Origin of the sequence: Shewanella gaetbuli (genome assembly GCF_023284065.1) — a bacterium.
GTDB lineage: Bacteria > Pseudomonadota > Gammaproteobacteria > Enterobacterales > Shewanellaceae > Shewanella > Shewanella gaetbuli.
On record NZ_JAKIKP010000001.1, the window covers coordinates 349,976 to 373,801 of the forward strand.

Annotated in this window: 22 protein-coding genes; 14 read left to right on the plus strand and 8 right to left on the minus strand. The window is 41.1% G+C overall.

The genetic code is table 11. From position 1 onward, the window contains the following. The first annotated feature begins 126 nt into the window (after window positions 1–126). From hemA to L2672_RS01545, 8 genes are all read left to right on the plus strand, one after another. A complete protein-coding gene (gene hemA, locus L2672_RS01510) occupies window positions 127–1,377 on the plus strand; it encodes a glutamyl-tRNA reductase (RefSeq protein ID WP_248994061.1) in 1,251 nt (416 codons plus the stop codon). Between the two features lie 14 nt (window positions 1,378–1,391). Beyond that, window positions 1,392–2,477: a peptide chain release factor 1 gene (prfA, locus tag L2672_RS01515; RefSeq protein WP_248994062.1), complete on the plus strand. Its 1,086-nt coding sequence runs from the start codon at window positions 1,392–1,394 to the stop codon at window positions 2,475–2,477. Window positions 2,478–2,486: 9 nt separating this feature from the next. Further along, on the plus strand, window positions 2,487–3,341 hold the full coding sequence (gene prmC / locus L2672_RS01520; RefSeq protein WP_248994063.1) for a peptide chain release factor N(5)-glutamine methyltransferase: 855 nt from the start codon (window positions 2,487–2,489) through the stop codon (window positions 3,339–3,341). Between the two features lie 93 nt (window positions 3,342–3,434). Then, a complete protein-coding gene (locus L2672_RS01525; protein WP_248994064.1) occupies window positions 3,435–3,830 on the plus strand; it encodes a SirB2 family protein in 396 nt (131 codons plus the stop codon). Window positions 3,831–3,840: 10 nt separating this feature from the next. After that, the gene (locus L2672_RS01530) at window positions 3,841–4,629 is read left to right on the plus strand and encodes a transglutaminase family protein (protein ID WP_248994065.1); all 789 of its coding nucleotides are present in this window, start codon (window positions 3,841–3,843) and stop codon (window positions 4,627–4,629) included. Between the two features lie 154 nt (window positions 4,630–4,783). Further along, window positions 4,784–6,031, plus strand: a complete 1,248-nt coding sequence (locus tag L2672_RS01535; protein WP_248994066.1) for a DUF819 family protein — start codon at window positions 4,784–4,786, stop codon at window positions 6,029–6,031. Between the two features lie 15 nt (window positions 6,032–6,046). After that, a complete protein-coding gene (kdsA, locus tag L2672_RS01540) occupies window positions 6,047–6,898 on the plus strand; it encodes a 3-deoxy-8-phosphooctulonate synthase (RefSeq protein ID WP_248994067.1) in 852 nt (283 codons plus the stop codon). Window positions 6,899–7,168: 270 nt separating this feature from the next. Next, window positions 7,169–8,041 carry a DMT family transporter gene (locus L2672_RS01545; protein WP_248994068.1) on the plus strand — a complete coding sequence of 291 codons (873 nt, stop codon included), beginning with the start codon at window positions 7,169–7,171 and terminating at the stop codon, window positions 8,039–8,041. Here the strand turns inward: L2672_RS01545 and L2672_RS01550 are convergent. Both L2672_RS01550 and L2672_RS01555 read right to left on the minus strand, forming a co-directional pair. Beyond that, window positions 8,038–8,949, minus strand: coding sequence for a ketopantoate reductase family protein (locus L2672_RS01550; RefSeq protein ID WP_248994069.1), 912 nt, complete (start codon window positions 8,947–8,949; stop codon window positions 8,038–8,040). The genes L2672_RS01545 and L2672_RS01550 overlap by 4 nt on opposite strands. Window positions 8,950–9,004: 55 nt before the next feature. Next, window positions 9,005–9,364 (minus strand): VanZ family protein, encoded by a 360-nt coding sequence (locus L2672_RS01555; protein ID WP_248994070.1) that lies wholly within the window; start codon window positions 9,362–9,364, stop codon window positions 9,005–9,007. Window positions 9,365–9,515: 151 nt separating this feature from the next. Between L2672_RS01555 and L2672_RS01560 the strand changes: the two genes are divergently transcribed. Beyond that, complete coding sequence (locus tag L2672_RS01560) at window positions 9,516–10,001, plus strand: YajQ family cyclic di-GMP-binding protein (RefSeq protein ID WP_248994071.1); 486 nt, start codon at window positions 9,516–9,518, stop codon at window positions 9,999–10,001. A gap of 62 nt (window positions 10,002–10,063) precedes the next feature. Here L2672_RS01560 and L2672_RS01565 read toward each other — a convergent pair whose 3' ends face one another. From L2672_RS01565 to L2672_RS01580, 4 genes are all read right to left on the minus strand, one after another. Further along, on the minus strand, window positions 10,064–11,455 hold the full coding sequence (locus L2672_RS01565; RefSeq protein ID WP_248994072.1) for an AmpG family muropeptide MFS transporter: 1,392 nt from the start codon (window positions 11,453–11,455) through the stop codon (window positions 10,064–10,066). A gap of 116 nt (window positions 11,456–11,571) precedes the next feature. Further along, window positions 11,572–11,904, minus strand: coding sequence for a hypothetical protein (locus L2672_RS01570; protein WP_248994073.1), 333 nt, complete (start codon window positions 11,902–11,904; stop codon window positions 11,572–11,574). A 241-nt stretch (window positions 11,905–12,145) separates the two neighbouring features. Next, window positions 12,146–12,727, minus strand: a complete 582-nt coding sequence (locus tag L2672_RS01575; RefSeq protein ID WP_248994296.1) for a peptidylprolyl isomerase — start codon at window positions 12,725–12,727, stop codon at window positions 12,146–12,148. A 28-nt stretch (window positions 12,728–12,755) separates the two neighbouring features. Beyond that, window positions 12,756–13,322, minus strand: coding sequence for a YajG family lipoprotein (locus L2672_RS01580; protein WP_248994074.1), 567 nt, complete (start codon window positions 13,320–13,322; stop codon window positions 12,756–12,758). Between the two features lie 172 nt (window positions 13,323–13,494). Between L2672_RS01580 and L2672_RS01585 the strand changes: the two genes are divergently transcribed. Further along, on the plus strand, window positions 13,495–14,520 hold the full coding sequence (locus tag L2672_RS01585) for a DUF2804 domain-containing protein (RefSeq protein ID WP_248994075.1): 1,026 nt from the start codon (window positions 13,495–13,497) through the stop codon (window positions 14,518–14,520). A 70-nt stretch (window positions 14,521–14,590) separates the two neighbouring features. Continuing rightward, window positions 14,591–15,511, plus strand: coding sequence for a sterol desaturase family protein (locus L2672_RS01590; protein WP_248994076.1), 921 nt, complete (start codon window positions 14,591–14,593; stop codon window positions 15,509–15,511). On the opposite strand, the gene L2672_RS01595 is transcribed toward L2672_RS01590, so the two are convergent. After that, complete coding sequence (locus L2672_RS01595) at window positions 15,512–16,645, minus strand: methyltransferase (protein WP_248994077.1); 1,134 nt, start codon at window positions 16,643–16,645, stop codon at window positions 15,512–15,514. Window positions 16,646–16,832: 187 nt separating this feature from the next. On the opposite strand from L2672_RS01595, the gene L2672_RS01600 reads away from it, so the two are divergent. Both L2672_RS01600 and L2672_RS01605 read left to right on the plus strand, forming a co-directional pair. After that, window positions 16,833–17,243, plus strand: a complete 411-nt coding sequence (locus L2672_RS01600) for a hypothetical protein (protein WP_248994078.1) — start codon at window positions 16,833–16,835, stop codon at window positions 17,241–17,243. Then, the gene (locus L2672_RS01605) at window positions 17,236–19,023 is read left to right on the plus strand and encodes an ABC transporter transmembrane domain-containing protein (protein WP_248994079.1); all 1,788 of its coding nucleotides are present in this window, start codon (window positions 17,236–17,238) and stop codon (window positions 19,021–19,023) included. The genes L2672_RS01600 and L2672_RS01605 overlap by 8 nt, the downstream gene beginning before the upstream one ends. 124 nt (window positions 19,024–19,147) lie before the next feature. On the opposite strand, the gene L2672_RS01610 is transcribed toward L2672_RS01605, so the two are convergent. Beyond that, entirely contained in the window at window positions 19,148–20,746 is a 1,599-nt protein-coding gene (locus L2672_RS01610; protein ID WP_248994080.1) for an AMP-binding protein, read from the minus strand. 449 nt (window positions 20,747–21,195) lie between these two features. Between L2672_RS01610 and L2672_RS01615 the strand changes: the two genes are divergently transcribed. Further along, window positions 21,196–23,763, plus strand: a complete 2,568-nt coding sequence (locus tag L2672_RS01615; RefSeq protein WP_248994081.1) for a TonB-dependent receptor plug domain-containing protein — start codon at window positions 21,196–21,198, stop codon at window positions 23,761–23,763. Window positions 23,764–23,826: the final 63 nt, after the last annotated feature.

Below are 23,826 nucleotides of genomic sequence, written 5' to 3' on the forward strand. Positions count from 1 at the left end.
ATTTTGTTACCATAAAGAAAAAATTAGACATATATTCGGTTTTGTTAACCCTAGTGTATTTTTAATCTGGTTGATTCAGTAGAATAGCCTAATTAATGATACCGAGAAGAACTTAGAACGAGTCACATGAGCCTAGTAGCAATCGGGATAAACCATAAAACCGCCACGGTAGATTTACGTGAAAAAGTGGCTTTTTCACCAGACAAAATACACGATGCGATGAAAAGTCTGGCTAGCAGAACGGCTAGCGGTGAAGCTGTGATCGTGTCTACCTGTAATCGCACTGAGTTATATTGCAACAATGCCAGTGAAGCCGACATTATTGAATGGTTACAAGATTATCATGGCTTGACCCATGAAGAATTGATGCCATGTATTTATGCTTATCAAGATCACACCGCCGTTAAGCACTTAATGCGCGTTTCTTCTGGATTAGACTCTTTAGTGTTGGGCGAGCCGCAAATTTTAGGGCAAGTAAAGCAGGCTTTTGTAAAAGCAAAAGAAGCTGGCACGACGGCTGTAACAATTGACAGGTTATTTCAAAATACCTTTTCAGTGGCGAAAAAAGTTCGTACAGAAACTGAAATAGGTGCCGCAGCGGTATCTGTTGCCTTTGCTGCTGTGAGTATGGCCAAACATATTTTCTCCAGCCTTAAAAGTACCAAAGTCTTGTTAATTGGTGCCGGTGAAACCATTGAATTAGTCGCAAAACATCTTAAAGATAATGAAGTAGATTCAATGATTGTGGCCAACAGAACCATAGAACGCGCACAAACAATGTGTGAAGAGTTCAATGCTACTGCCATCACTTTGCAACAAATACCTGATTTTCTTGCTAGTGCCGATATCGTGATATCATCCACTGCCAGCCCTTTACCTATATTAGGTAAAGGCATGGTGGAAAAAGCATTGAAACAACGTCGTCATCAACCGATGTTATTAGTGGATATTGCGGTTCCAAGAGATATAGAAGCAGAAGTCGGTGAGTTAGACGACGCTTTCCTTTATACTGTGGACGATTTACATAGTATCATTGAACAGAACATGGCTTCCCGTAAGGAAGCTGCCGAGCAAGCAGAATTAATAACTGAAGAGCAAGCGCACCTATTTATGGAGTGGGTTCGTTCTTTAGAGTCTGTTGACAGTATTCGAGAGTATCGCAGCCAGAGTGTGGCAATTAAAGACGAGTTAGTTGAACGAGCCTTGAACAAGTTAGCCCAAGGCGGCGATGGCGAACAAGTATTATTAGAGTTAGCAAATAGATTAACTAACCGTCTAATTCATGCTCCCACTCAGGCTTTAACGGCGGCGAGCCGTCAAGGTGATTTGAATACGTTAGGACAATTAAGAGTCGCGCTCGGATTAGATAAACACTAAGGTTAGCGAGCTAAATGAAAGAATCCGTTATCCGCAAGCTTGAAGGCTTGCTTGAGCGTAATGAAGAAGTATTGGCGTTATTATCTGATGCAGGGGTAATTGCTGATCAAGAGCGTTTTCGTGCTCTGTCAAAAGAATATTCACAACTTGAAGATGTGGTAAAAGGCTTCAAAGATTTTCAACAAGCCCAAGCTGATCTTGAATCAGCCAAAGAAATGCTTGAAGAAGATGACGCTGAAATGCGTGAAATGGCCCAAGAAGAAATTAAAGCCGCTAAACAAGAGCTTGAGCGTTTAGAAGGCGAGCTACAAATTTTACTTCTGCCCAAAGATCCCAACGACGATAGCAATGCGTTTATGGAAATTCGTGCTGGAGCAGGTGGTGACGAAGCGGCTATTTTTGCCGGTGACTTATACCGTATGTACAGCAAATATGTTGAAGCCAATCGCTGGCAAATGGAAGTCATGAACCTTAACGAAGGTGAACATGGCGGCTTTAAAGAAATTATTGTTAAAGTCAGCGGTGAAGGGGTTTACGGCAAGTTAAAATATGAGTCAGGCGGGCACCGTGTTCAACGTGTACCAGAAACTGAATCTCAAGGCCGTGTTCATACCTCTGCTTGTACTGTTGTTGTTATGCACGAAGTGCCTGAAGCGGAAGCGATTTCAATTAACCCTGCTGACTTAAAAGTGGATACTTTTAGAGCTTCAGGTGCGGGTGGACAGCACGTTAACAAAACTGACTCTGCGATTCGTATTACCCATATTCCAACGGGGATTATTGTCGAGTGTCAGGATCAGCGTTCGCAGCATAAAAATCGTGCACAAGCCATGAGCGTACTAGCTGCACGTATTCAAGCGGTTGAAGATGAAAAGCGTCGTAGTGAAGAAGAGTCAACCCGTCGCAGCCTTGTTGCCAGTGGTGATCGTTCTGAACGTATTCGTACTTATAACTACCCACAAGGGCGTGTAAGTGACCACCGTATTAACCTAACACTGTATCGTTTAGGTGAAGTTATGGAAGGCGACTTAGATGCATTGCTTGATCCTATCATGCAAGAACATCAAGCCGATTTACTTGCCGCATTATCTGGCGACTAAGGATTCTTTTTGTCTCAGTCTTCTTACTCAACCATCGCAGAAGCCCAGCAATGGGCTTTTTCGCAATTAGCTTCCACTTCAGAGTCGGCACATGTTGATGCTGAAGCTTTGTTACTTTATTGCCTAAATAAACCCCGTAGTTTTATTTATACTTGGCCTGAACGTGCGTTAACGGTTGAGCAGTTTAAACACTTTCAACAGATGATTAAAAAGCGTCAACAAGGTAAACCTGTGGCGCATATTATTGGTGAGCGTGAGTTTTGGTCGTTGCCGTTTATTGTTAATGAATCAACTCTGATCCCACGTCCTGATACTGAAATTCTGGTTGAAACCGCGCTTAATTTAGCGATGCGATTTAATGCCAGAGTGTTAGATTTAGGCACTGGCACTGGGGCTATTGCGTTATCATTAGCTCATGAAAAGCCCAAGTGGCGTATTACCGCAATTGATAAAGTCGCTGAAGCGGTGGAACTCGCTAAAGCCAATAGAGCAAATCTAAAGTTAGATCATGTAGAAGTACTACAGTCTGATTGGTTTCAAGCCGTAAAAGACCGCGACTTTGACTTAATTGTCTCTAACCCGCCTTATATTGATGAGCAAGATGAGCATTTAAATATGGGCGATGTGAGGTTTGAGCCACAAAGTGCGCTTACTGCTGCAGATGAAGGTTATGCCGATATCTTTCATATTGCAGATAAAGCTCGCGAGCATCTGCTACCTGGCGGCTACTTATTACTGGAACATGGTTATCAGCAAGCGTTAAAAGTACGCCAAAAGTTGGTTGATTTAGGTTATCAAAATGTCGCAACGGTGAGAGATTTCGGCAGCAATGACCGTTGTACTATCGGAACTTGGGTAAGTTAGCGTCTTACCTTTACTACGCGATATTGGAATGCGGTTAGTTTATCAAGTAAACTAGCCGCTATTTTTATTCTTGTCTAAATGAGAAAAACAATAATGGAAACATTTTACAGTTTATACCCAGCGGTTAAGCATTCACATATGTTGCTGGTAGCCCTGAGTGTGTCATTTTTTGTACTCCGTTTTGGATTACATTTACGTCAGTCTCCATTAATGGAGAAGAAGTTTCTTAAAGTTGCCCCTCACGTCATTGATACTTTCCTACTGGTGTCTGGTTTTACACTTTGCTTTATGATCAAACAGTATCCGTTTGTTGACCCTTGGATGACCGAAAAAATCATCTGTGTCATTGCTTATATTGCATTGGGGATCATGGCGCTGAAGTCTAACCGAAATAAACTGTTCAAGTTTTTTGCCTTCATCGGTGCTATCGGTTGGTTAGTGCTAGCGGCAAAGCTGGCTCATTTTAAACAAGTCGTATTAATGGGTTAATTGATTTTTAATGGCAAAACTTCAACTTGATAATGCAGTTTCTATACCTGAAACTGCATTTGAGCTATCTGAACATTTAGGTTTTTCACGTGCTCAGCCCGCATTGTGGGCATGGTATGAAATAGCAGGCTCGGTTCTTAGCCACTACGTGGTGGATCAACATGCTCGCTTAGAAAGACTTCTTAACTGGTTTTATCATGATTTAGGCTTTCAGCCTCGTGAAGATTACTTCAGTGTCGAAGCCGCTGATTTATGTTATTGCGTGCTTAAAAGACAAGGAAATAGCACGACATTGGCGACCTTATTAGTGCTATTAGCTAAACAATTAGATTTACCTCTTGAAGCGGTGTTATTGCCGGGCCAAACGGTGTTGCGAATTAAATTGAATGATCAGATTAGCTATTATGATCCCCTCACGGGCAACGCGTTAACACGTAATCAATTACACAATCTAGTGCGTGGCGAATTAGGTAATGCGGCAAAGTTAAAACCTAGCCATATTAAGCCAGCAAGCATCAAGCGTTTAGTTACTAGAATGCTGCATGAACTAAAAGCGGGTTGTATTGTTAGTCAAAAATACGAGCAGGCGATGGAGTGCTGTAATTTACTGCTTCAGTGGCACCCAGATGATGTGACTTTAAATCGAGAAAGAGCGTTTATTGCGCAGCAGTTAGGCTGTATTAAAGTGGCTATTTCTGATTTACAGCACTTTATCGATAACAGCCCCCACGATCCTGTGATTGAATTAGTTAAGATGCAATTAAAAGAACTGAGTCAACATTCACAAACTTATCATTAGGCGTTAACTGTTTTTTTAAGCTAATTTTTTAGGCTTTTATCGCTTGATATAAGGCAAGGTTGGGGATGTTTAACCGCCATCGGCATGACGCCAATAAATAATAAATGGCTGAGCCATAGCGCTTAGCAAGTGCATTTGTAAGGGAGAATACAGTATGACATCGTCGGCAATGGTTACAAATGATGCCACAGCACTGGGCTTATTAGCTGCTATTTTAGGGTTTGTTTTCTATACCAGTGCTTCGTCGCACCCGTTTTGGACCAAGTTCTATAAATTCATCCCAGCGTTATTGTTATGCTATTTTTTACCCTCGTTATTGAACACTTTTGGGATTGTCGATGGTGAAGCGTCTAACCTTTATTATGTCGCCTCTCGTTATTTATTACCTGCATGCTTAGTGTTACTCATTTTAAGTGTCGATTTAAAAGCCATATTAGGCTTAGGCCCCAAAGCGGTCATCATGTTTCTAACAGGCACATTAGGGATTGTTATTGGTGGGCCGATAGCCTTGTTATTGGTGTCATTTATTGACCCGTCATTGATTGGTAATAATGGCCCAGATGCGGTTTGGCGTGGCATGACCACGTTAGCTGGTAGCTGGATTGGTGGTGGTGCTAACCAAGCAGCAATGAAAGAAATTTATGGAGTGGGCGGGGAAATCTTTTCTGTCATGATAACGGTTGACGTTATCGTGGCCAATATTTGGATGGCCGTATTGTTATTTATGGCCTCAAGAGCAAAAGAAATAGATGCTAAAACAGGGGCTGATACTTCAGCAATTGATGTTTTAAAAGCTAAAGTTGAAAAGTACCATGCGGAGCATGCCAGAATTCCAACTCAAAAAGACTTAATGATGATTGTGGCTGTGGGTTTTACGGTTACCGGAATCGCCCATTTTGCGGCTGACTTTTTAGGGCCATTTTTTGAAACCCATTACCCATGGACGGCTGATTATAGCTTAACCTCTAAGTTTTTCTGGTTAGTGATATTAGTGACCAGTATTGGCTTAGCGTTGTCTTTTAGTCCGGTCAGGCACCTTGAGGCCGCTGGAGCATCAAAAGTGGCAACGGCATTTTTATATATTTTAGTAGCAACCATTGGCTTACATATGGACGTGACTAAAATTTTAGATACACCGATATATTTTCTCGTTGGCATAGTGTGGATGTTAGTTCATTCAGGATTTATGCTATTGGTAGCGAAATTGATTAAAGCGCCATTATTTTATATGGCAGTAGGTAGTCAAGCGAACGTAGGTGGTGCGGCTTCTGCGCCAGTAGTTGCGGCTGCATTTCATCCTGCATTAGCGCCAGTGGGTGTGTTGCTAGCTGTTCTTGGCTATGCTTTAGGCACATACATGGCTTGGCTATGTGGTCAGTTTTTACAAGTTATTGGCGGATAACGCTAAGAAGGTCAAATGAATCAAAAAACCATTGAAATAGCAAACAGCATTCAAGTTGCAAATGATAAACCCTTTGTATTATTTGGTGGCATGAATGTACTTGAGTCTCGCGACTTAGCCATGTCTATCGCTGAGCATTATGTTGAAGTGACTCAAAAGCTGGGTATTCCTTACGTATTCAAAGCGTCTTTTGATAAAGCTAATCGTTCGTCTGTTCACTCATACCGTGGGCCAGGAATGGAACAAGGGCTGAAGATTTTTGAAGAAATTAAAAGCACCTTTAACGTGCCGATTATTACTGATGTTCACGAGACATACCAGTGTAAGCCTGTTGCTGAAGTAGTTGATGTTATCCAGCTACCAGCATTTTTAGCCCGTCAAACAGATTTAGTGGTGGCTATGGCTGAAACTGGCGCCATTATTAACGTTAAAAAACCGCAGTTTTTAGCGCCACATGAAATGCGCCATATTGTTAAAAAGTTTAATGAGGCAGGCAACGATAATATCTTGCTTTGCGAACGCGGCAGCTGCTTCGGTTATAACAATTTAGTGGTTGATATGTTGGGTATGGACGAGATGAAACAATCCGGATATCCGGTTATTTTTGATGCGACCCATGCATTACAACGTCCTGGTGGACGAAGTGATTCTGCCGGTGGTCGTCGCGCCCAAGCTACTGAGTTAGCGCGAAGTGGTATGGCGCTAGGTATCGGCGGGTTATTTATTGAGGCTCATCCTGATCCGGATAATGCAAAATGTGATGGTCCATGTGCGTTGCCGCTACATCAGTTAGAAAACTATCTTACCCAGATGAAAGCCGTAGATGACTTAGTGAAGTCATTTGACTATATCGATACCAGTAAGTAATGCTGAACTGCTATTAATCTTCATTAAGCCCTGATAACTCAGGGCTTTTTTGTCAGTAATTGCTAACTATACCAATCTTGATAAATAATTTCTCACCCTAGCTTGTTAAAATACTCGATAACAGCGTTAGATTTTTTGATTGTAGAATAACTACTTATCGAAAAAATCTGCCTTGTTCTCATGTATTTTTCCTACGCTAATTATGATCACTTACTTATCGTGATTGGTATTATTAAATATTGGATGCTTAAAATAAGGAAGCTGTAGCAAATGTGGATTGCATTTACGGTATTAGCGGCCTTTATGCAGGCTTGGCGAAATGCGTTTCAAAGCCAACTGAGTAAAGACGTTAACGTTGCTGGTGTTACCCTAGCTCGATTTATTTGGGCTGGGCCTATTGCGTTAGTTTATCTTATTGGTCTTTATTGTTGGCAGCCAGTCAGTGCGCCCCAATTTAACGGCAACTTGTTAATGTTTGTGGTTGGCGCATCATTAATGCAAATTCTGGCAACAGGTTTAATGGTTAAGCTTTTTAAAATGAAAAACTTTGCCGTGGGCGCTGGGTTAGCTAAAAGCGAAGCGCTTGTTGCCGCCATATTGGGTATGTTGTTTTTTGGCACACAATTAGACTTAATTGGATGGATTGGGGTCGTGATTGGCGGTGTTGCTATTATGCTGTTAAGCACTGTTCAAGGAATTAAGCAGTTATCCCTAAAAACAGTATTGCTAGGGTTGGCTTGTGGTGGGGCGTTTGCATTAACGTCCTTGTGGGTCAGGGAAGCAAGCTTACAATTAACCTTGCCCTATACGCATAGTGCCGCATGGGTGTTATTTGCCGTGATTAGCTTACAAACATTGATACTCACAACGTACTTATGGTTTTACGATAAGTTGACCTTACAAGCATTATTTCAGCGGCCTAAACTGACGCTATTAATTAGTGTTTGCAGCTGTATTGGTTCTATAGGTTGGTTTACAGCAATGTCTCTGCAGGCAGTGCCTTATGTGAAGACATTGGGGCAAATAGAAGTGTTTTTTATGCTGCTTATTTCGCATTTTTGGTTAAAGCAGCAAGTAAAAATTAACGATATGCTTGGGCTCATTTTGATCGCCATCGCCGCCGTTTTAGTGATGTGGAATTAATGTTCTAGGGCTTGTATTCGCTGTAAACAGGTTAGGTTAGCAGGTGTTTGAATACCGTGATATTGGGCTCGCGCAACCACATAACCACTAATATAAGCAATTTCAGTGGGCCGTTGGTGATTGATATCTTGCAGCATGGAGGAGGTGTTATTGGCAGTAAAGTGAATCACTTCATCGACCATGGTAACCATGTCGACATTGGTTAAATCAATGCCATCAAGTTTGGCTACGGTGATGCACTCTTCAATAATCGTTAATATCTCGGTTTGATAACACGCTTCAGCCAGTTGACCATTTTTGCATTGGTAAAATGCTGTTAGCGGATTAATGGCACAATTAATCACCAGTTTCTGCCATAACGCGGTGGTGATATTTGCGTGCCATGTGGCATTAGGTATTTGCTCAAGTAAAAATGATTTGAAATGTTCAGCTAAGGGTTGGCCACAATAATGGCCTATTAAGGTTTTTCCATTGCCCGTATGAGATACGTTCCAAGGTGCATTTTTTAACGCCCCTTGCGAGGTGGTGGCTAAGCTTAATCCCATATCAGGATAGTGTTGTAATAATTCGGCGACATTACGGTGCGGCCCCATACCGTTATGCAATAACATTATTTGGCAGTTCGGTTTAAGCCTATCGATAACAGGTGTAATCGTTTCAACGACTTGATAGGCTTTGACACACACAATAAGTAAATCTAATTGTGCAATTTCAGCAGCATCTTGGCCTAGTATTTCCACTGAACCATGTTGAGTGTTGTTATCTAAACCCGTAAAGCTCATTGGTTGAATAAACGATTGCGGGCTGCGGGAAATTAAATGAATTTTATGCGCGTTTGATGTCCCTGTATTTAATTGGGCAAACAATAATTGGCCTATAGCCCCTGCACCAATAATACCTATACTCATTTAGTCGGTTCTCATTGAATTAATCATCAGCATATCTTACGCAGCAATGGGAAGATTACCCGCGCTTTTGGGCTAATTTTTGATATTTTGCCATACAAAACTGCACTAAAAAGAACAGTAATATGCCCACTAAATCAGCAATGATATCGCCTAGTGAAGCGCTTCTATAGGGAAGTCTTGATTGAACAAGCTCAATAAAAATGGCATACACTGTCAATTGTCCGAACAAGTAGTACCATCTTGGTTTGAAGGCATAATGAGCCAGAAAGGCTAAGCAGAAAAAGCTGCCCACATGACCCACTTTGTCCATATGTTCAAATGTTTGAGGGTAATTTGGCTTGGAAAACACTAAATAGCTGATGACGACGATGGCTATTAATAACGCCAGTTTAAATGCATTTCGAAAATTAATCACAAGCGTTATATCAATCTTTAGCAGAGTAAAACAGGTTTTAATCATATGAAAATGCAGCTAGAAAGTCATCCTTATTCAATCTGGTTATGCTAAAAAACACTATTTAGGTTAATATATTGGCAATTTTAAAGTACTAATTTTGGTGAATGCTATGCCCTCTATGGATATTGTTTCAGAAGTCGATAAAGTTGAACTACGTAATGCGGTTGATAATGCGCGTCGTGAACTCGATAAGCGTTTTGACTTTCGCGGTAAAAATCCGGCCATCGAGTTAAAAGATTTTTCAGTGACCTTATCTGCTGATGATGATTTTACCTGTAATCAAATGGTTGATTTATTTCGAATGCAATTAAGTAAACGTAATGTTGACCCCGCTTCTATGGAAGTAGACGATAAACCACTGCATACAGGTAAAACATTTTCGTTAAACGTAAAGTTTAAAGAAGGCATTGAAACCTTAATCGCTAAAAAACTGGTTAAGGTGATTAAAGACAGCAAGCTGAAAGTACAAGCCAGTATTCAAGGTGACTCTGTACGAGTAACGGGCAAAAAACGTGACGATTTACAAGCAGTAATGCGTTTAGCTAAAGAGTCAGAGCTTGGTCAACCTTTTCAGTTTAATAACTTCCGCGATTAAAGACTTACCCGCATTAAAAAAGGCGCTTAATGCGCCTTTTTAGTTCAACTTTTAGATTAGCGTTAGCTGTTTTCGGTTTGTTCATCAGAGCGCGTTTGCTGTTTATTGTTAGCTTTATTCAATAGCGTGATTAATATTAATACTGGAAAGCCGATTAAGCTCGCCGCAATGAAAAAGTTAACATAGCCGAATGCATTGACATAAGTTCCAGAAAATCCAGCAATAAATTTAGGGAACAACAACATAATTGACGACAACAACGCGTACTGAGTGGCACTATAACCACTGCTGGTTAAGCTTGATAAATAGGCAATAAATGCAGCAGTAGCAATACCTGCACTAAAGTTGTCGACCGAAATGGCGAAAGTTAAAAATGAAATGTCGTAACCAATATAGGCTTGCCACGCAAACAGCAAGTTGGTGAATGCGACCAAAAAAGCGCCTAAAAATAAAATTTTCATGGTACCGTAGCGCATAATCAATACTCCACCCGCACCCGCACCAATCAGTGTCATGATCAATCCATAGACTTTACTTAAAAAGGCAATTTCTTCTTTACTAAAGCCCATGTCGACATAAAACACATTAGCCATAATACCCATAACAATATCGGATATGCGGTAACAGGATATAAGCAACAATATTAATATTGCGGATTTGCCATAACGTTTAAAGAAGTCTACAAAAGGCAACACGCTGGCGCTGTATAACCAGGCTAATATTTTGGCCACTTTTTTGGGGTAGCGAGAGGCAAACTCTTGTTGTAAAGCTTGTTCTTGTTGGTCGGCGTCACGAGTATCCACTTGCGGTTCTTTAGCACAAAGCGTGGTAATTAATCCTACACACATTAGTAGTGCCATCACAAAATAAGCGGTTTGCCATGATGCTAGGTTATAGTCTTGGCTGTCTGGCGATACCCATGCGGCAATGGTTAATGCTCCCGCAGTGGCGACTATCATTGCTGAGCGGTAACCTACCTGATATGCCGCGGCTAATGCAGCCTGCATTTTTTCGGGGGCGGATTCTATTCGAAAAGCATCAATAACAATATCTTGAGTTGCTGAAGCAAATGCTAATAACAGCGCAAAAAGAGCAAGTCGCTCTAAATCTTCAATTGGGTCACATAAAGACATACCAATAATAGCGGCCACCAGACACAGCTGGGCAAAGATCATCCAGCCCCGTCGTCGGCCAAAAAACGCGGTAAATACAGGTAATGACATTCTATCGACCAGCGGTGACCATACCCACTTAAAAGCATAGGTTAGTGCTATCCAGCTAAAGTAACCAATGGCAGCTCTATCGACTCCGGCTTCTCTTAACCAAAAGCTCAAGGTTGAAAAAACCAACATCAAGGGTAAACCAGCTGAGAAACCTAAAAGCAGGAGAATAAGGACGCGTTTATGGTAATAAACGGCCATTAGATCACGACAACGGCTTAATATATCTGACATGAACAACTTAGATTTTTGATAGTAATGGACTTAGCTTACGGTGTGTTATTCGATGGTACAAGCCATTGGGGGCTAAAAAATAAAATCAATGGCTTGTATAAAGTATTGAGAGGAGTTTACGGCCTGATGCCAACACAGCTTTGAGGAAAACGACCGCCTGTTTTAATGTAATTACAACATTCATCAACTTGATTTCTGAGATGTAAATTGCCTCTAATTGCCCACTCAGGCCATTTATCAAAGCAGTGTAGTAAATGCCAAAAAACTTTTTCAGTATCTGATTGGTTGATATCGAGAGTGGCTGATTTTTCAGTAAGGTGTTGCCACTCTTCAAGCGTATCCCACAGGTACAATTTAATTTCTTGGTATTCTAATTGATTGTCTAAAAATGCTTTACCATAAAAGGCAAGTTGAGGCGCTTTGGTTTCAAAAAAATCATCGGCTGTCATATTACGGTCCTTGATATTAAAACTGAAATGAATGCATGAGGAACACAGCTTTTAAATTCAATTAGAGTATAGACGCTAATTTTGTTGACGCGCTAAAACAAGTGCATAATTAATGTTTGTTAAATTTTTATTAGCGGCTAATGAGAAGGGGGATTTTTATCGGGCGTGATTTGTTGAAAATTGATTGAGCTTGCCGATGCAGTAATTTACACCGGCAATATTGAGGATTATTTGGGGGAGCTTATCTTGGCAGTAAAGTGGCTTTTTTCAATACAATTGGTGTGACAGGAAAATCAGGCCAGTTTAATGTTTGATTATTTTCTGTTGGCACCAGTGACATAGCTTCTAATACATCCATCCCTTCCATCACTTCACCAAATACGGCATAGCCCCAACGACGCTTTGACGGGTCTAATTTTTTGTTATCAGCTACGTTAAAATAAAACTGGCGAGTGGCTGAATGCGGGTCATTGTCTCTGGCCATTGCAATGGTGCCTAGGCCGTTTGATAAACCATTTCCTGATTCGTTAATCACCGGATCCATAGCGGGTAACTCTTCAAGTTTAGGGTTTAAGCCTCCACCTTGAACAACAAATTCACTTATTACTCGATGAAATAGGGTGTTGTCGTAATCCCCCTTAACGACATAAGTTAAAAAATTATCAACCGTGCGCGGGGCGCGAGTTCTATCGAGTTCGACAACAATTTTCCCCATGCTGGTATCAAATTCTACCTTGGGGTATAGCGTATCAGGTTGAATATCAATTTTGGCGTGAGCCGCGACTGACACCAGTAAAATAAGTGCACTGAAGATGCTCATCATTAGACGTAACATAATAAAATCCCTGTGGTTATTTTTCTAAGAATTGGTGAAGTTCATTATCGTTTAAAATTTCTGTGGTGAGCTTATCAATGAGCTTATTGATATCCAACTCAAGGGTTGCAAAGTCAGGGCTTAGTGGGCCTTTTAAGTAACCGTTTCCACTAAATGTTTTAGTAAACTCTTGAGTTGAATTGCTTGCTTTGACTTTAATCACTAAGCGGGTTTTAGCTTCATAATTTAGCGTGTTATCAATAACATCTGTTAGTAAGTACTCAAGCTGGAATTGTACTCGTTTAGGTGCTGCAGGGTCGATAACATAGCCCGCTTTGCCCATGCCTCGTCTAAAGATAGAGTCAAGTTGCACTCGAATAGGTTCGCTAGTACTAACAAGTCTGGGTTGTTTTGGAGCTTGATCAAACTGAACCACATAGTTTTTTGAGCGCGTGTCGACAACCTCAACCCCAATCGGTACGTCCAGCTGAGTGTGTAAGTTTACCGGCCCTAGTGTGGGATTTAAGGCGATGTGTGTTGGCTCAAAGCTTGCGCAAGCCGTGGTTAATAACGCACATAACAGTAAGTATATTGATTTTTTCATGATGACTTATAAAAACAGGTTGTTAACAAAGCATAGATGGCTAAAGGATAACAGAAATTGCGATGCTTAATACAGTCAGCCAAGTAAGATTTGTGTCATTTTAGCTGGTTGACAATTGATATTTATACGGTCAAGTTATCACTCATAATAATATTTAAGGTAAACACGTTTTATGCCGCTTGCTCAGCCGCAAATCGCGCCCGAAAAATTAATTGATTCTGATGGTCAACCACATTATGGCTTATTTGATGGTGTTGTTAATTCATTAAATGTGAAGGCATTTAAGTATTATAACGAGATGGATAAACCCGCATCAATTCTGGCTAAGTATCTTGATTTTAAACAGTTTCAGTTTGTAAGCATTGTCACTCAGCGTTATATATTAGGTTTAGCTATTGCTGATATTCGGTACGCGGCCTCTAGTTTTTGCTACCTTTATGACATTAAAGCCAACAGGATGGTTGAGTCTGCTTGGTTACGTCCTTTGGGCATAGGTTGCCAACTCAGTCATTCTCCGTTTGAAGGTAAGGCAAAGGTTGGCAGTTCTGCACATCATTTTGAATTTGATATTGTTGATGGTTGCTGGCATGTGAACATTCAACTTACTAATATTCAAGCTAAGCTAAAGTTGCTTGCTCCACCGCTCAGTCTGCCTTTAAGTTTGTGTACCCCAACGGGCTACAATGGCTGGACCTACACCCAAAAACATAATGCTTTAGCCGTAACTGGGCAGCTTACTATTCATCAAGAACCACAACCATTACAAAATGCCTTAGCGAGCTATGATTTTTCAGCAGGTTATATGCGTGAGAAAACCGCTTGGCGTTGGGCCTCGCTTAATGCGATGACCCCACAAGGCGCTATTGGATTTAACTTAGCGGCGGGCGTGAATGAAACAGGTAATACAGAAAATGTGTTTTGGGTTAACGGCCAACGCTACTTTTTAGGGGCCGCTAACTTCCATTTTAATCGACATATTAGTGACGGCTTTTGGCAAATATCGACCAACGACGGACGAGTTGATGTTATTTTTAGGTCACTTAATTGTCGTAAGGAAAAACTGAACTTAGGGTTTATTAAAAATAACTTTCGTCAATATATTGGATATTTTAGTGGCGTTGTTATTGGTGATGATGGGGTTAAATATCAAATCAACAATCAACTAGGGTTAACTGAAGACCATTTTGCTAAGTGGTAACCGTGCCGCCGAACACGTAAACGGTTGAGTTTGTATAAGTGGTTTATTGGCTTTCAATTAAAGGATTTAAATGGATTTTAGCTGGTTAATTTCTCACCCAGAAGTACTGTTGCTGGTATTAGCACCGGCATTTTTTATATGTATTGGGGTTGAATGGTTAGTGAGGCACCGCTTACCTGACTCGGCACAATATCGACCTGTTGAAGTAATGTGTAATTTTGCTTTAGCGGCAATGCACCAATTGGCTGATTTATTAACCGGGCTGTTAATTGCAAAGTTTTATTTAATGGTATTTGGTTGGCGTTTATTTGATATTGAAATGTCAGTGTTGATGTTTGTGGTGTTAATGATTGCCCAAGATTTTTGTTATTACTGGTTTCATCGCGCTAGCCATCGAGTACGTTGGATGTGGGCTGCCCATGTGGTGCACCATAGCTCTGAACATATGAACTTTACTACCGCATTCAGACAAAGTTTTATGTATCCATTGGCGGGAATGTGGCTATTTTGGATACCGCTTATTGTGTTAGGTTTTGATCCTCAATGGGTAGTGTTTGTGGTGTTATTGAACTTAGGCTTACAATTTTTTGTCCATACGCAACTTATCCATAAGTTAGGCTGGCTTGAGTGGGTATTTAATACGCCTTCGCACCATCGAGTTCACCATGGCCGAAATCCGCAATATATTGATAAAAACTATGCCGGTGTTTTGATTATTTGGGATAAATTATTTGCGACTTATGAGCCTGAAGTTGAAAAAGTTGACTACGGTATTACCAAGCCTGTGAATACCTTTAACCCTATCAAAGTGACCTTGAGTGAATGGCTAGATATGGTGAAAGAATTGGCTAACCCTAAACTGAGTTGGGCGCAAAAATGGCAGGTGATTTTTGCGCCGCCGCAAACGCAGCCTATAACTGAGGAGTTACTTGATAAGGCAGCCGTTAAGGCTGCTGGGTCTAGTAACACAAACGGTAATGCTGAAAGTTAATTACTGCTTAATAGCCTGTAAAATAACAAACTTTCCATTAGAGGCTACCGTGTGGCAATTTTTGAAAATGCGCTTTAATTTGACGTGATAAGCCAAATGTCTATTACCAACAACATGTAAAACGCCACCGCTAGATAATGCTTTATAAGCATCTAAAAACATTTGCCAAGCGATATGGTCAGTAATCGCTTCGCCTTGATGAAATGGTGGGTTGCACAGCACTAAATCGGGTTTAACATCAGTTAAATGAGTTAAACAGTCATCCCAATGAAATACCGCCTTATTGGTGAGATTGTTGTTGTTAAAATTCATTTCTGCTGAGGCCACAGCCATTTCTGAGTCGTCAACAAAGTGAATTTCAGCCTGCGGATAAAGCTGTGCGGCTCTTAACCCCAATACACCATTACCGCAACCTAAATCTATTATGCTGTGGTACTCGCCTTGAGGCATATTGTCTAGCATGATGCGCGCACCAATATCGAGTTTATTGGCGGCGAAAACATTGGTGTAGTTACTGATTGTTAAACCTAACTCGTCAATGTTCCATGAAACTGGCGCAGGCATTTTGCGGGTATTGCCATCACTGACACAATGGATAACCCGCGTTTTTTTCCAGGTTAAGCTAGCTGAAGCTGGGCCTAAGTTCTGCTGGATAAATTGCAATAAAGCCTGATTAATCGACTTTGCTTTTGCGGCAATAAAGACATTTGTCCCTTGGGGTAATACCTGAGATAACCTTTGTAATTGATAACCAAAATAGCTTAAGTTTTTCGGCAGCTTCATTAAGACTAATTCAATGTTATCAGCTAGAGGGGCGCGGCTATTAACGGTTTGAATCTGTTCGCCACTGAGCTCATTAATGGCTAGATTTTGTTGTGCGCCTAATTGGCTGGTTTTAGCATCGGTTTCTACCACCATAGGCCATTGAGGATCAAGGCGTGTTAATGCACATTGCAATGCACCAAAACTGTCATTAATAACCGCAGTGACAACAGGTTGTTGCTGGCTTTCCTTTAAGTGCTTAATTAAGTGTTCGTCACCGGCATCCCAAGCTTGTAGGTTAGATTCTTGCTTTTTAGGGTAACGATATAAATTAAGCTCAATGTTTTGGCAAGAAAATAGCGTGGGTGTCATGGTGGTACCTGAAATAAATAGCAACAAAGCCGATAATTATCGCAGTTAAGCTTAAAGATTGAAATGCTTTAAGGCTATATCAGTATATTTACTTGAACGTAGATTGGGTAAAAAGGTTAATATGACACAGGTGGTCAATGACCATAATGATACATTTAGCGTAAACCGATAAACATAAAGGATTATTATGAAAGGTGCAGGTGGAACAAGTGGCGGTATAGGGTCATTTTTTATTGGGTTAATCATGATGTGTGGTGGTTTTTATATGCTACTAAAAGCCATAAAAGTCACCAGTTCATTTGGCTTTGGTTATAGCTTGTATCATGTTGGCGGCATGAATTTAACCAGCGGTATGATTATGATCCCGTTTATGTTCGGGGTCGGACTTATTTTTTATAACTCGAAAAACCTATTGGGTTGGTTGTTGACTATAGGATCTTTAGTGGGGTTGATTTTTGGGGTTATAAGCTCGATCAATTTCCGTTTTACCCATATGAGTGCCTTCGATCTTATTGTGATTTTGGTGCTCAGTGTGGGCGGCCTAGGTTTGTTTCTTCGTTCATTAAAAAATATTGAAAAGCGTTATCCCGATGCATAAAACTCTTACACCTGCTACTGCTATTAAACACAAAAACCAGCAAGTTTTACCTTGGATTTTTAGTTTTTTAAAACCGTATAAACTCAAAGTTTTTGCTGCAATTGTATTTTTATTTATAGGTTCATTAGCTTGGCTGTCTCTTGGTCAAGGCGTAAAAATGATGGTTGATGAAGGTTTTATTGCGGATAACTCAGGCAGATTAAACGAGATTATTGCCTTTATTGTGGCCATCACCTTTGTTAGTGCTAGCGCAGTATTTTGTCGTTTTTATTTAATGACTTGGCTAGGTGAGCGGGTGAGTGCTGATATTCGTTTAACGGTTTTTTCTCACTTATTGAATTTATCTCCCGCTTTTTTTGCATCAGAGCGCCCCGGCGAGGTTATTTCTCGGTTCACAGCGGATAGCACTTTATTACAAAGTGTTGTCGGCTCCAGTTTATCAATGGCGTTACGTTCCTGTGTCACGGTTTTAGGTGGCTTGGTGATGATGGGCTTCACCTCGTTTAAATTAACTGGCTTGGTATTACTTGCGGTGCCTTTGGTGCTGGGGCCAGCGGTGTTTTTTGGCAAAAAAGTGCGTGGTTTGTCCCGCCAAAGCCAAGATAGAGTGGGTGATTTAGGCGCTCATATTGACGAAACCTTACATGAAATTCATACGGTTCAAGCATATACCCATGAAGCTAAGGACAGGCAATCGTTTACCGCTTGCGTTGAAGCCGTTATGGATGCAGCCAAAGGAAGAATTTTTTACCGCGCTTTATTGATATCGAGTGTGATGTTATTGAGTATTTGTGCCATTGCTTTTGTAACTTGGGTTGGGGCGCAAGATGTTATGCAGGGCAGTATTTCAGCGGGGGAGCTTTCGGCTTTTATGTTTTATGCGGTGATGGTTGCTGGTGCGGTGGCAACTATTAGCGAAGTATTTAGTGAAATTCAGCGAGCAGCAGGGGCAACAGAGCGTTTAATTGAATTAAGCCAAACCCCTGTAGATATTATTCAAGCCGAGCAGCCCGAAACCCTGACAACACCCACACAAGGACAAATTAATTTACGCGAGTTAGCGTTTGCATACCCCTCAGCATCTGACACCAATGTTATTGAGCATTTGTCTATGGCTATTCAGCCCGGTGAGCGTGTTGCTTTAGTTGGGCCCAGTGGGGCGGGAAAAAGTACCTTATTTGAATTGTTATTGCGTTTTTATCAACCAAAGTCTGGGCAGGTTATGTTGGATGGGGTTGATATTGCCAATTTGTCTTTACAGCAACTGCGACAACAATATGCACTGGTACCACAAGAGTCGGTAATTTTTGCCGCAAGCGTGTTGGAGAATGTTCGCTATGGCAGGATTGATGCCACTGAAGAGCAAGTGAAACAAGCTTGTATTGCCGCGAGAGCTGATGAATTTATAGCTGAGTTTACTGACGGTTACCATACCTACTTAGGTGAAAGAGGTGTGCGGTTATCTGGTGGTCAAAAACAACGTATTGCCATTGCTAGAGCGATATTAGCCGATAGGCCTATTTTATTATTAGATGAGGCAACCAGTGCTTTAGACGCGGTGAGTGAAGTGAAAGTAAAGCAGGCGTTAGAGACATTAATGCGGGGGCGCACGACCTTGATTATTGCTCATAGGTTAGCGACAGTGATTAATGCCGATCGTATTTTTGTTTTGGATAAAGGTCAGTTAATTGCTTCTGGAACCCATCAAGAATTAATGCAATCCAGTTCGTTATATCGCGAATTTGCCAGCTTACAACTCCTGACGGATGAATCTGTATAATAGCGGAATATGAATAATAGCGGATTGCTAATAAAAATGGCTCAACACTTGGTTTAGTGTTGAGCCATTTTATTTAACTGTGTTTAGGCTGAAAGGTTAAATAACCAGAACTCAGGATAAGAAGTTATTTACGCAGTTCTCGACGTAAAATTTTGCCCACTGTACTTTTAGGAAGTTGAGCTGTAAATTCAATGATGCGTGGCACTTTATAGGCTGTTAATTGGCTACGGCAGTGTTGTTCGATAGCTGCTTTGGCCGATTCTGCGTCCTGTTGAGGATCTTTTAATACAATCACCGCTTTTACCGCTTCACCTGAGCGCTCATCTGCTACACCAACTACGGCACACTCTAGCACTAGCTCGTGATTGGCTAGTACATCTTCTACCTCATTGGGGTAAACGTTAAAACCCGAAACAATAATCATATCTTTTTTGCGGTCAACAATGGTGTGATAACCGTCTTCGGTAGCAACAGCAATATCACCCGTTTTAAAGAAGCCATCTTGGGTCATAACTTTGGCCGTTTCTTCTGGCTTATTCCAATAGCCACTCATCACCTGTGGGCCGCTTACGGCTAACTCGCCTACAACACCTGTTGCGACTTCATTGTCATCCATGTCGAGAATTTTTACTTGGGTGTCGAGTACTGGTTTTCCTATGGTACCTAGACGTTGATGTCCTGGGGCGTTTAGGCTCACAACGGGCGAGGTTTCTGATAAACCATAACCTTCAGAAATCATACAGCCAGTGGTTTGTTGCCATATGTTTGCTGCGGCGCTGGTTAATGCCGTACCGCCTGAAATAGTGATGGTCATTTTACTGAAATCTAGCGCTTTAAATTCTGGCTGGTGGCACAAGCCGATAAACAAAGTATTTAGCCCAGCAAAACCGGTAAATGGATAAGATTTCATAGTGTTAATTAACCCTGCAATGTCTCGAGGGTTAGGAATAAGCACTGAGCAGCCACCTGATTCAAAATACAGCACTAAATTCACCATAAACGCATAGATATGATAAATAGGTAAGGGCGCGACAAATATGTCTTTTCCTTCGGTCATAGTGCTGGCTATACGTGACTTTAACTGCCCAGAATTTGCCAGCAAGTTACGGTGAGTTAGCATCGCGCCTTTTGATAGCCCTGTGGTTCCGCCAGTATATTGCAGTGCAATTAAATCTGTTTGTTGCGGTTCTATACGATGAAATGGTTGTTGCTTACCCGATGCGATAGCTTGATTAAAGGTTACTTTGTCAAAGGGAGTGTCAGGTTGCTCTTGTGGTGAGATTAAGTCCAGTGCATGAGTTGAAATGACATATTTAATACTGGTGGCATTAACCACCTCTGTTAGTGTGGGCAGTAAATCTGATAACACTACTAACGCTTTGGCCCCTGAGTCATTAAATTGATGAATCAACTCACGCTGGGTATAAAGTGGGTTAGTGTTTACTATCACAAAACCCGCTCTTATAGCACCATAAGCCGCAATCACAAACTGGGTAATGTTCGGTAATTGAATTGCGATTCTGTCACCGGGTTGTAAATCGGTGCAGTTTTGTAGGTAAGCCGCAAAGTTTTCAGATAAAACCGCAATTTCTGCAAAGCTGGTGTTGTGCCCCAAGCAAGCATAAGCCGTATTATCGGCATACTTTTCACAACTTTTTTCAATTAAATCAACGATTGATGAATAGCAATTTAAGTCTAAGGTTGAGTTAGCGTCATAGGCCATTTAGAACCCCTTTTTTATAAGAATTTAGTGGGTGAAGTGTAGAGTGTTCAAACTCAAACGACTGTTTAGATTAGTGTGAATTCACGCTATAGGTCAATGAAAACTGCTAAAGATTTAGTCAGATTTTTTACCATTAACTGAATGAAAAGTTTGGAGTTAAGTTATTGGCTGGTAAATAGTTGTTTTATCTTTATTTAAATTGATTAATTATTTTTAAAAAATCGAAAAACTTCGTAACCCATTGTTTTATAATGGGGGTTGAGTAATTATTCTAAATTTGGCTCATTAATTGTATTAGGGAAACGTAATAAATAGTGGTGTTTATGTAACTTTTGTTATAAGAATGTAAATGAGTGACATTGTTCATTTAGGGAGAGACCGTTTTTTGTAGGAATAAACACAGAAAACGATCATCAAGCAATACAATAATAATGAAAGAGAACAACACAATGACTAACAAATATAAAAGCAAAGTAGGCTTAAGTTCATTAAGCTTAGCTGTCTCTATTGCGCTATCGGGAACAGCAATGATCCCCCAAGCTTTTGCAGCAGATGAAACGGATGCTGGTGCAGATAAAATTGAAAAAATTGCTGTGGTGGGTTCTCGAGCTGCACCGCGCTCAGTAGGTGAGTCACCAGTACCTATTGATATTATTAGTAGTGATGATTTGAAGAAAAATGGTTCTACTGACATGATTGATATGTTAGTTACCTCTGTGCCTTCTTTTAACTCCCGAGCTCAGCCAATTAGTGATGCTGCAACACTTATTCGTCCAGTAAACCTTCGCGGTTTACCTTCTGACAGTACCCTTATTCTGGTTAACGGCAAAAGAAGACATCGCGCTTCGGTTATTGCTTTCCAAGGTGGTGGCATTAACGATGGTGCTCAAGGCCCCGATATTTCAGTGATTCCCAGTGCAGCATTAAAACAAGTTGAAGTATTACGTGACGGCGCTGCGGCTCAATATGGTTCAGACGCCATTGCAGGTGTGATGAATTTTGTATTAAACGACAGTGCAAGTGGCGGGTCAATTTCAGCGACTCAAGGGCAATATTACGAAGGTGACGGCACTTCAACTACAATCGATGCCAATATTGGTTTGCCACTAACTGATGATGGTTTTATTAATTTAACCGGCCAATATAAAACGGCAGATGCCACAAGTCGAAGCGTACAACGTCCTGATGCAGCGGGTATTGCCGCAGCTGGCAACACTTATATTGAAGACCCTGCACAAGTATGGGGTAATCCAGAAATTAATGATGATTACACCATTTTTGCAAATTTAGGTTACGACATTAACGACAACCACCGTATTTATGCCTTTGGTAATGTGTCTTCTCGTGAGGCCGTAGGTGGGTTTTATTATCGTAACCCTCATAATCGTGGCAACGTTTATTCGTTAGATGAGGGGCAGACATTATTAGTGGGTGATGTTGGTTTAGCAACGAATGGCGTGGCAACTTGTTCATGGGTGGGCAACGTTGCCGCTAATGTACCTAACGTTTTAGATACCGCCGATTACCAAGCAATGGTGGCTGATGATAATTGTTTCTCAATGAACCAAATTCGCCCAGGTGGATATACGCCACAATTTGCCGGTACAGTTGAAGATATGTCGTTCTTTGCCGGTATCAAAGGTCAGTTTGCTGAATGGGATTATGATGCCAGTGCAGGAACAGGGGCGAACAAATCTACCTTTAGCTTACGTAACTCATTAAACCCTTCTTTAGGTTTAGACACCCCAACAGACTTTGATACCGGTGCTTATGAGCAAGTTGAAACCACAGTAAACTTAGACTTCTCACGTTTATTTGATATTGCCAACGGACTTAATTTTGCCACTGGATTTGAATGGCGAGAAGAGTCTTTTGAAATTACTCAAGGTGAAGAATCATCATGGATAGCTGGGCCATATGCCGCGCAAGGTTTTAATATTGGCTCGCACGGTTTTAAAGGTTTTGGCCCTGAATCTGCCGGTAAAAATGACCGTAGTAATATTGGTATTTATGCCGATGTAGAAGCCTATTTAGGTGACCGCTGGTTATTAGGCGGTGCGTTACGCTACGAAGATTTCTCTACCTTTGGTGACACCCTTAACTACAAGCTAACAGCACAATATTCTGCAACTGATGACTTGTCATTCCGTGCATCACACAGTACTGGGTTCCGTGCGCCTACCGTGGGTCAGGAAAACGTGGTTAATACTCAAACATCAATTGTAAATGGCGACCTTATTCAAACCTTTATTGCGCCACCCACAGATCCACTGGCAGCATATTATGGTGGTGAAGTGTTAAAACCTGAAGAGTCAATTAGTTATGCTTTAGGTGCAGTATATGAATATGGTGATTTCTTCTTAACAGTTGATTACTACAATATTGAAGTAACTGGCCGCATTGCTCAATCAAGTCAAATTGAAGTGAAAGCAGAAGATTACGATGACTTACGTGCTGCAGGTGTTGAGTTTCCTGAGTTAATTTCAGCGGTCACTTATTATACCAATGACTTTGATACCACCACCCAAGGGGTTGATATTGTAGGCTCTTACGATACGGAGCTACTAGCAGGCGATACTAACTTCAGCCTTGCTTACGGTTGGACAGATACCAATGTTGATAAGTTTGACGAAGAAACGACTGACTTAGGTAAAGTACGTCGATTAGAAGATGGCATTCCAGCGCACCGAGCGACATTAACTTGGGCGCAAAGCTGGGATGATTTCAACATGAACCTGCGCGCAAATTACTTTGGCGAGTATTATGCCACTCATGCTGATGATACTTCTGACTGGGGTTCTGAAATGGCAAGTTCTGCCGTTACCGTTGACTTAGAGTTAAGTTATACCGTAATGGAAAGTTTAACCTTTGCTATCGGTGCCAATAACTTGTTCGATCAAGAAGCACAAAAACTGAAAGATGGAACCTTAGGAGAGTTAGGTGCGGTTTATTATGAAAGTGGCCCGTTTGATTATAACGGCGGCTATTACTACGGTAAGATTAATTACCGCTTTTAATTAATAACGTGCATTAATAAAAGTGTGATAAAAAATGAGCCAATTTGGCTCATTTTTTTTGTA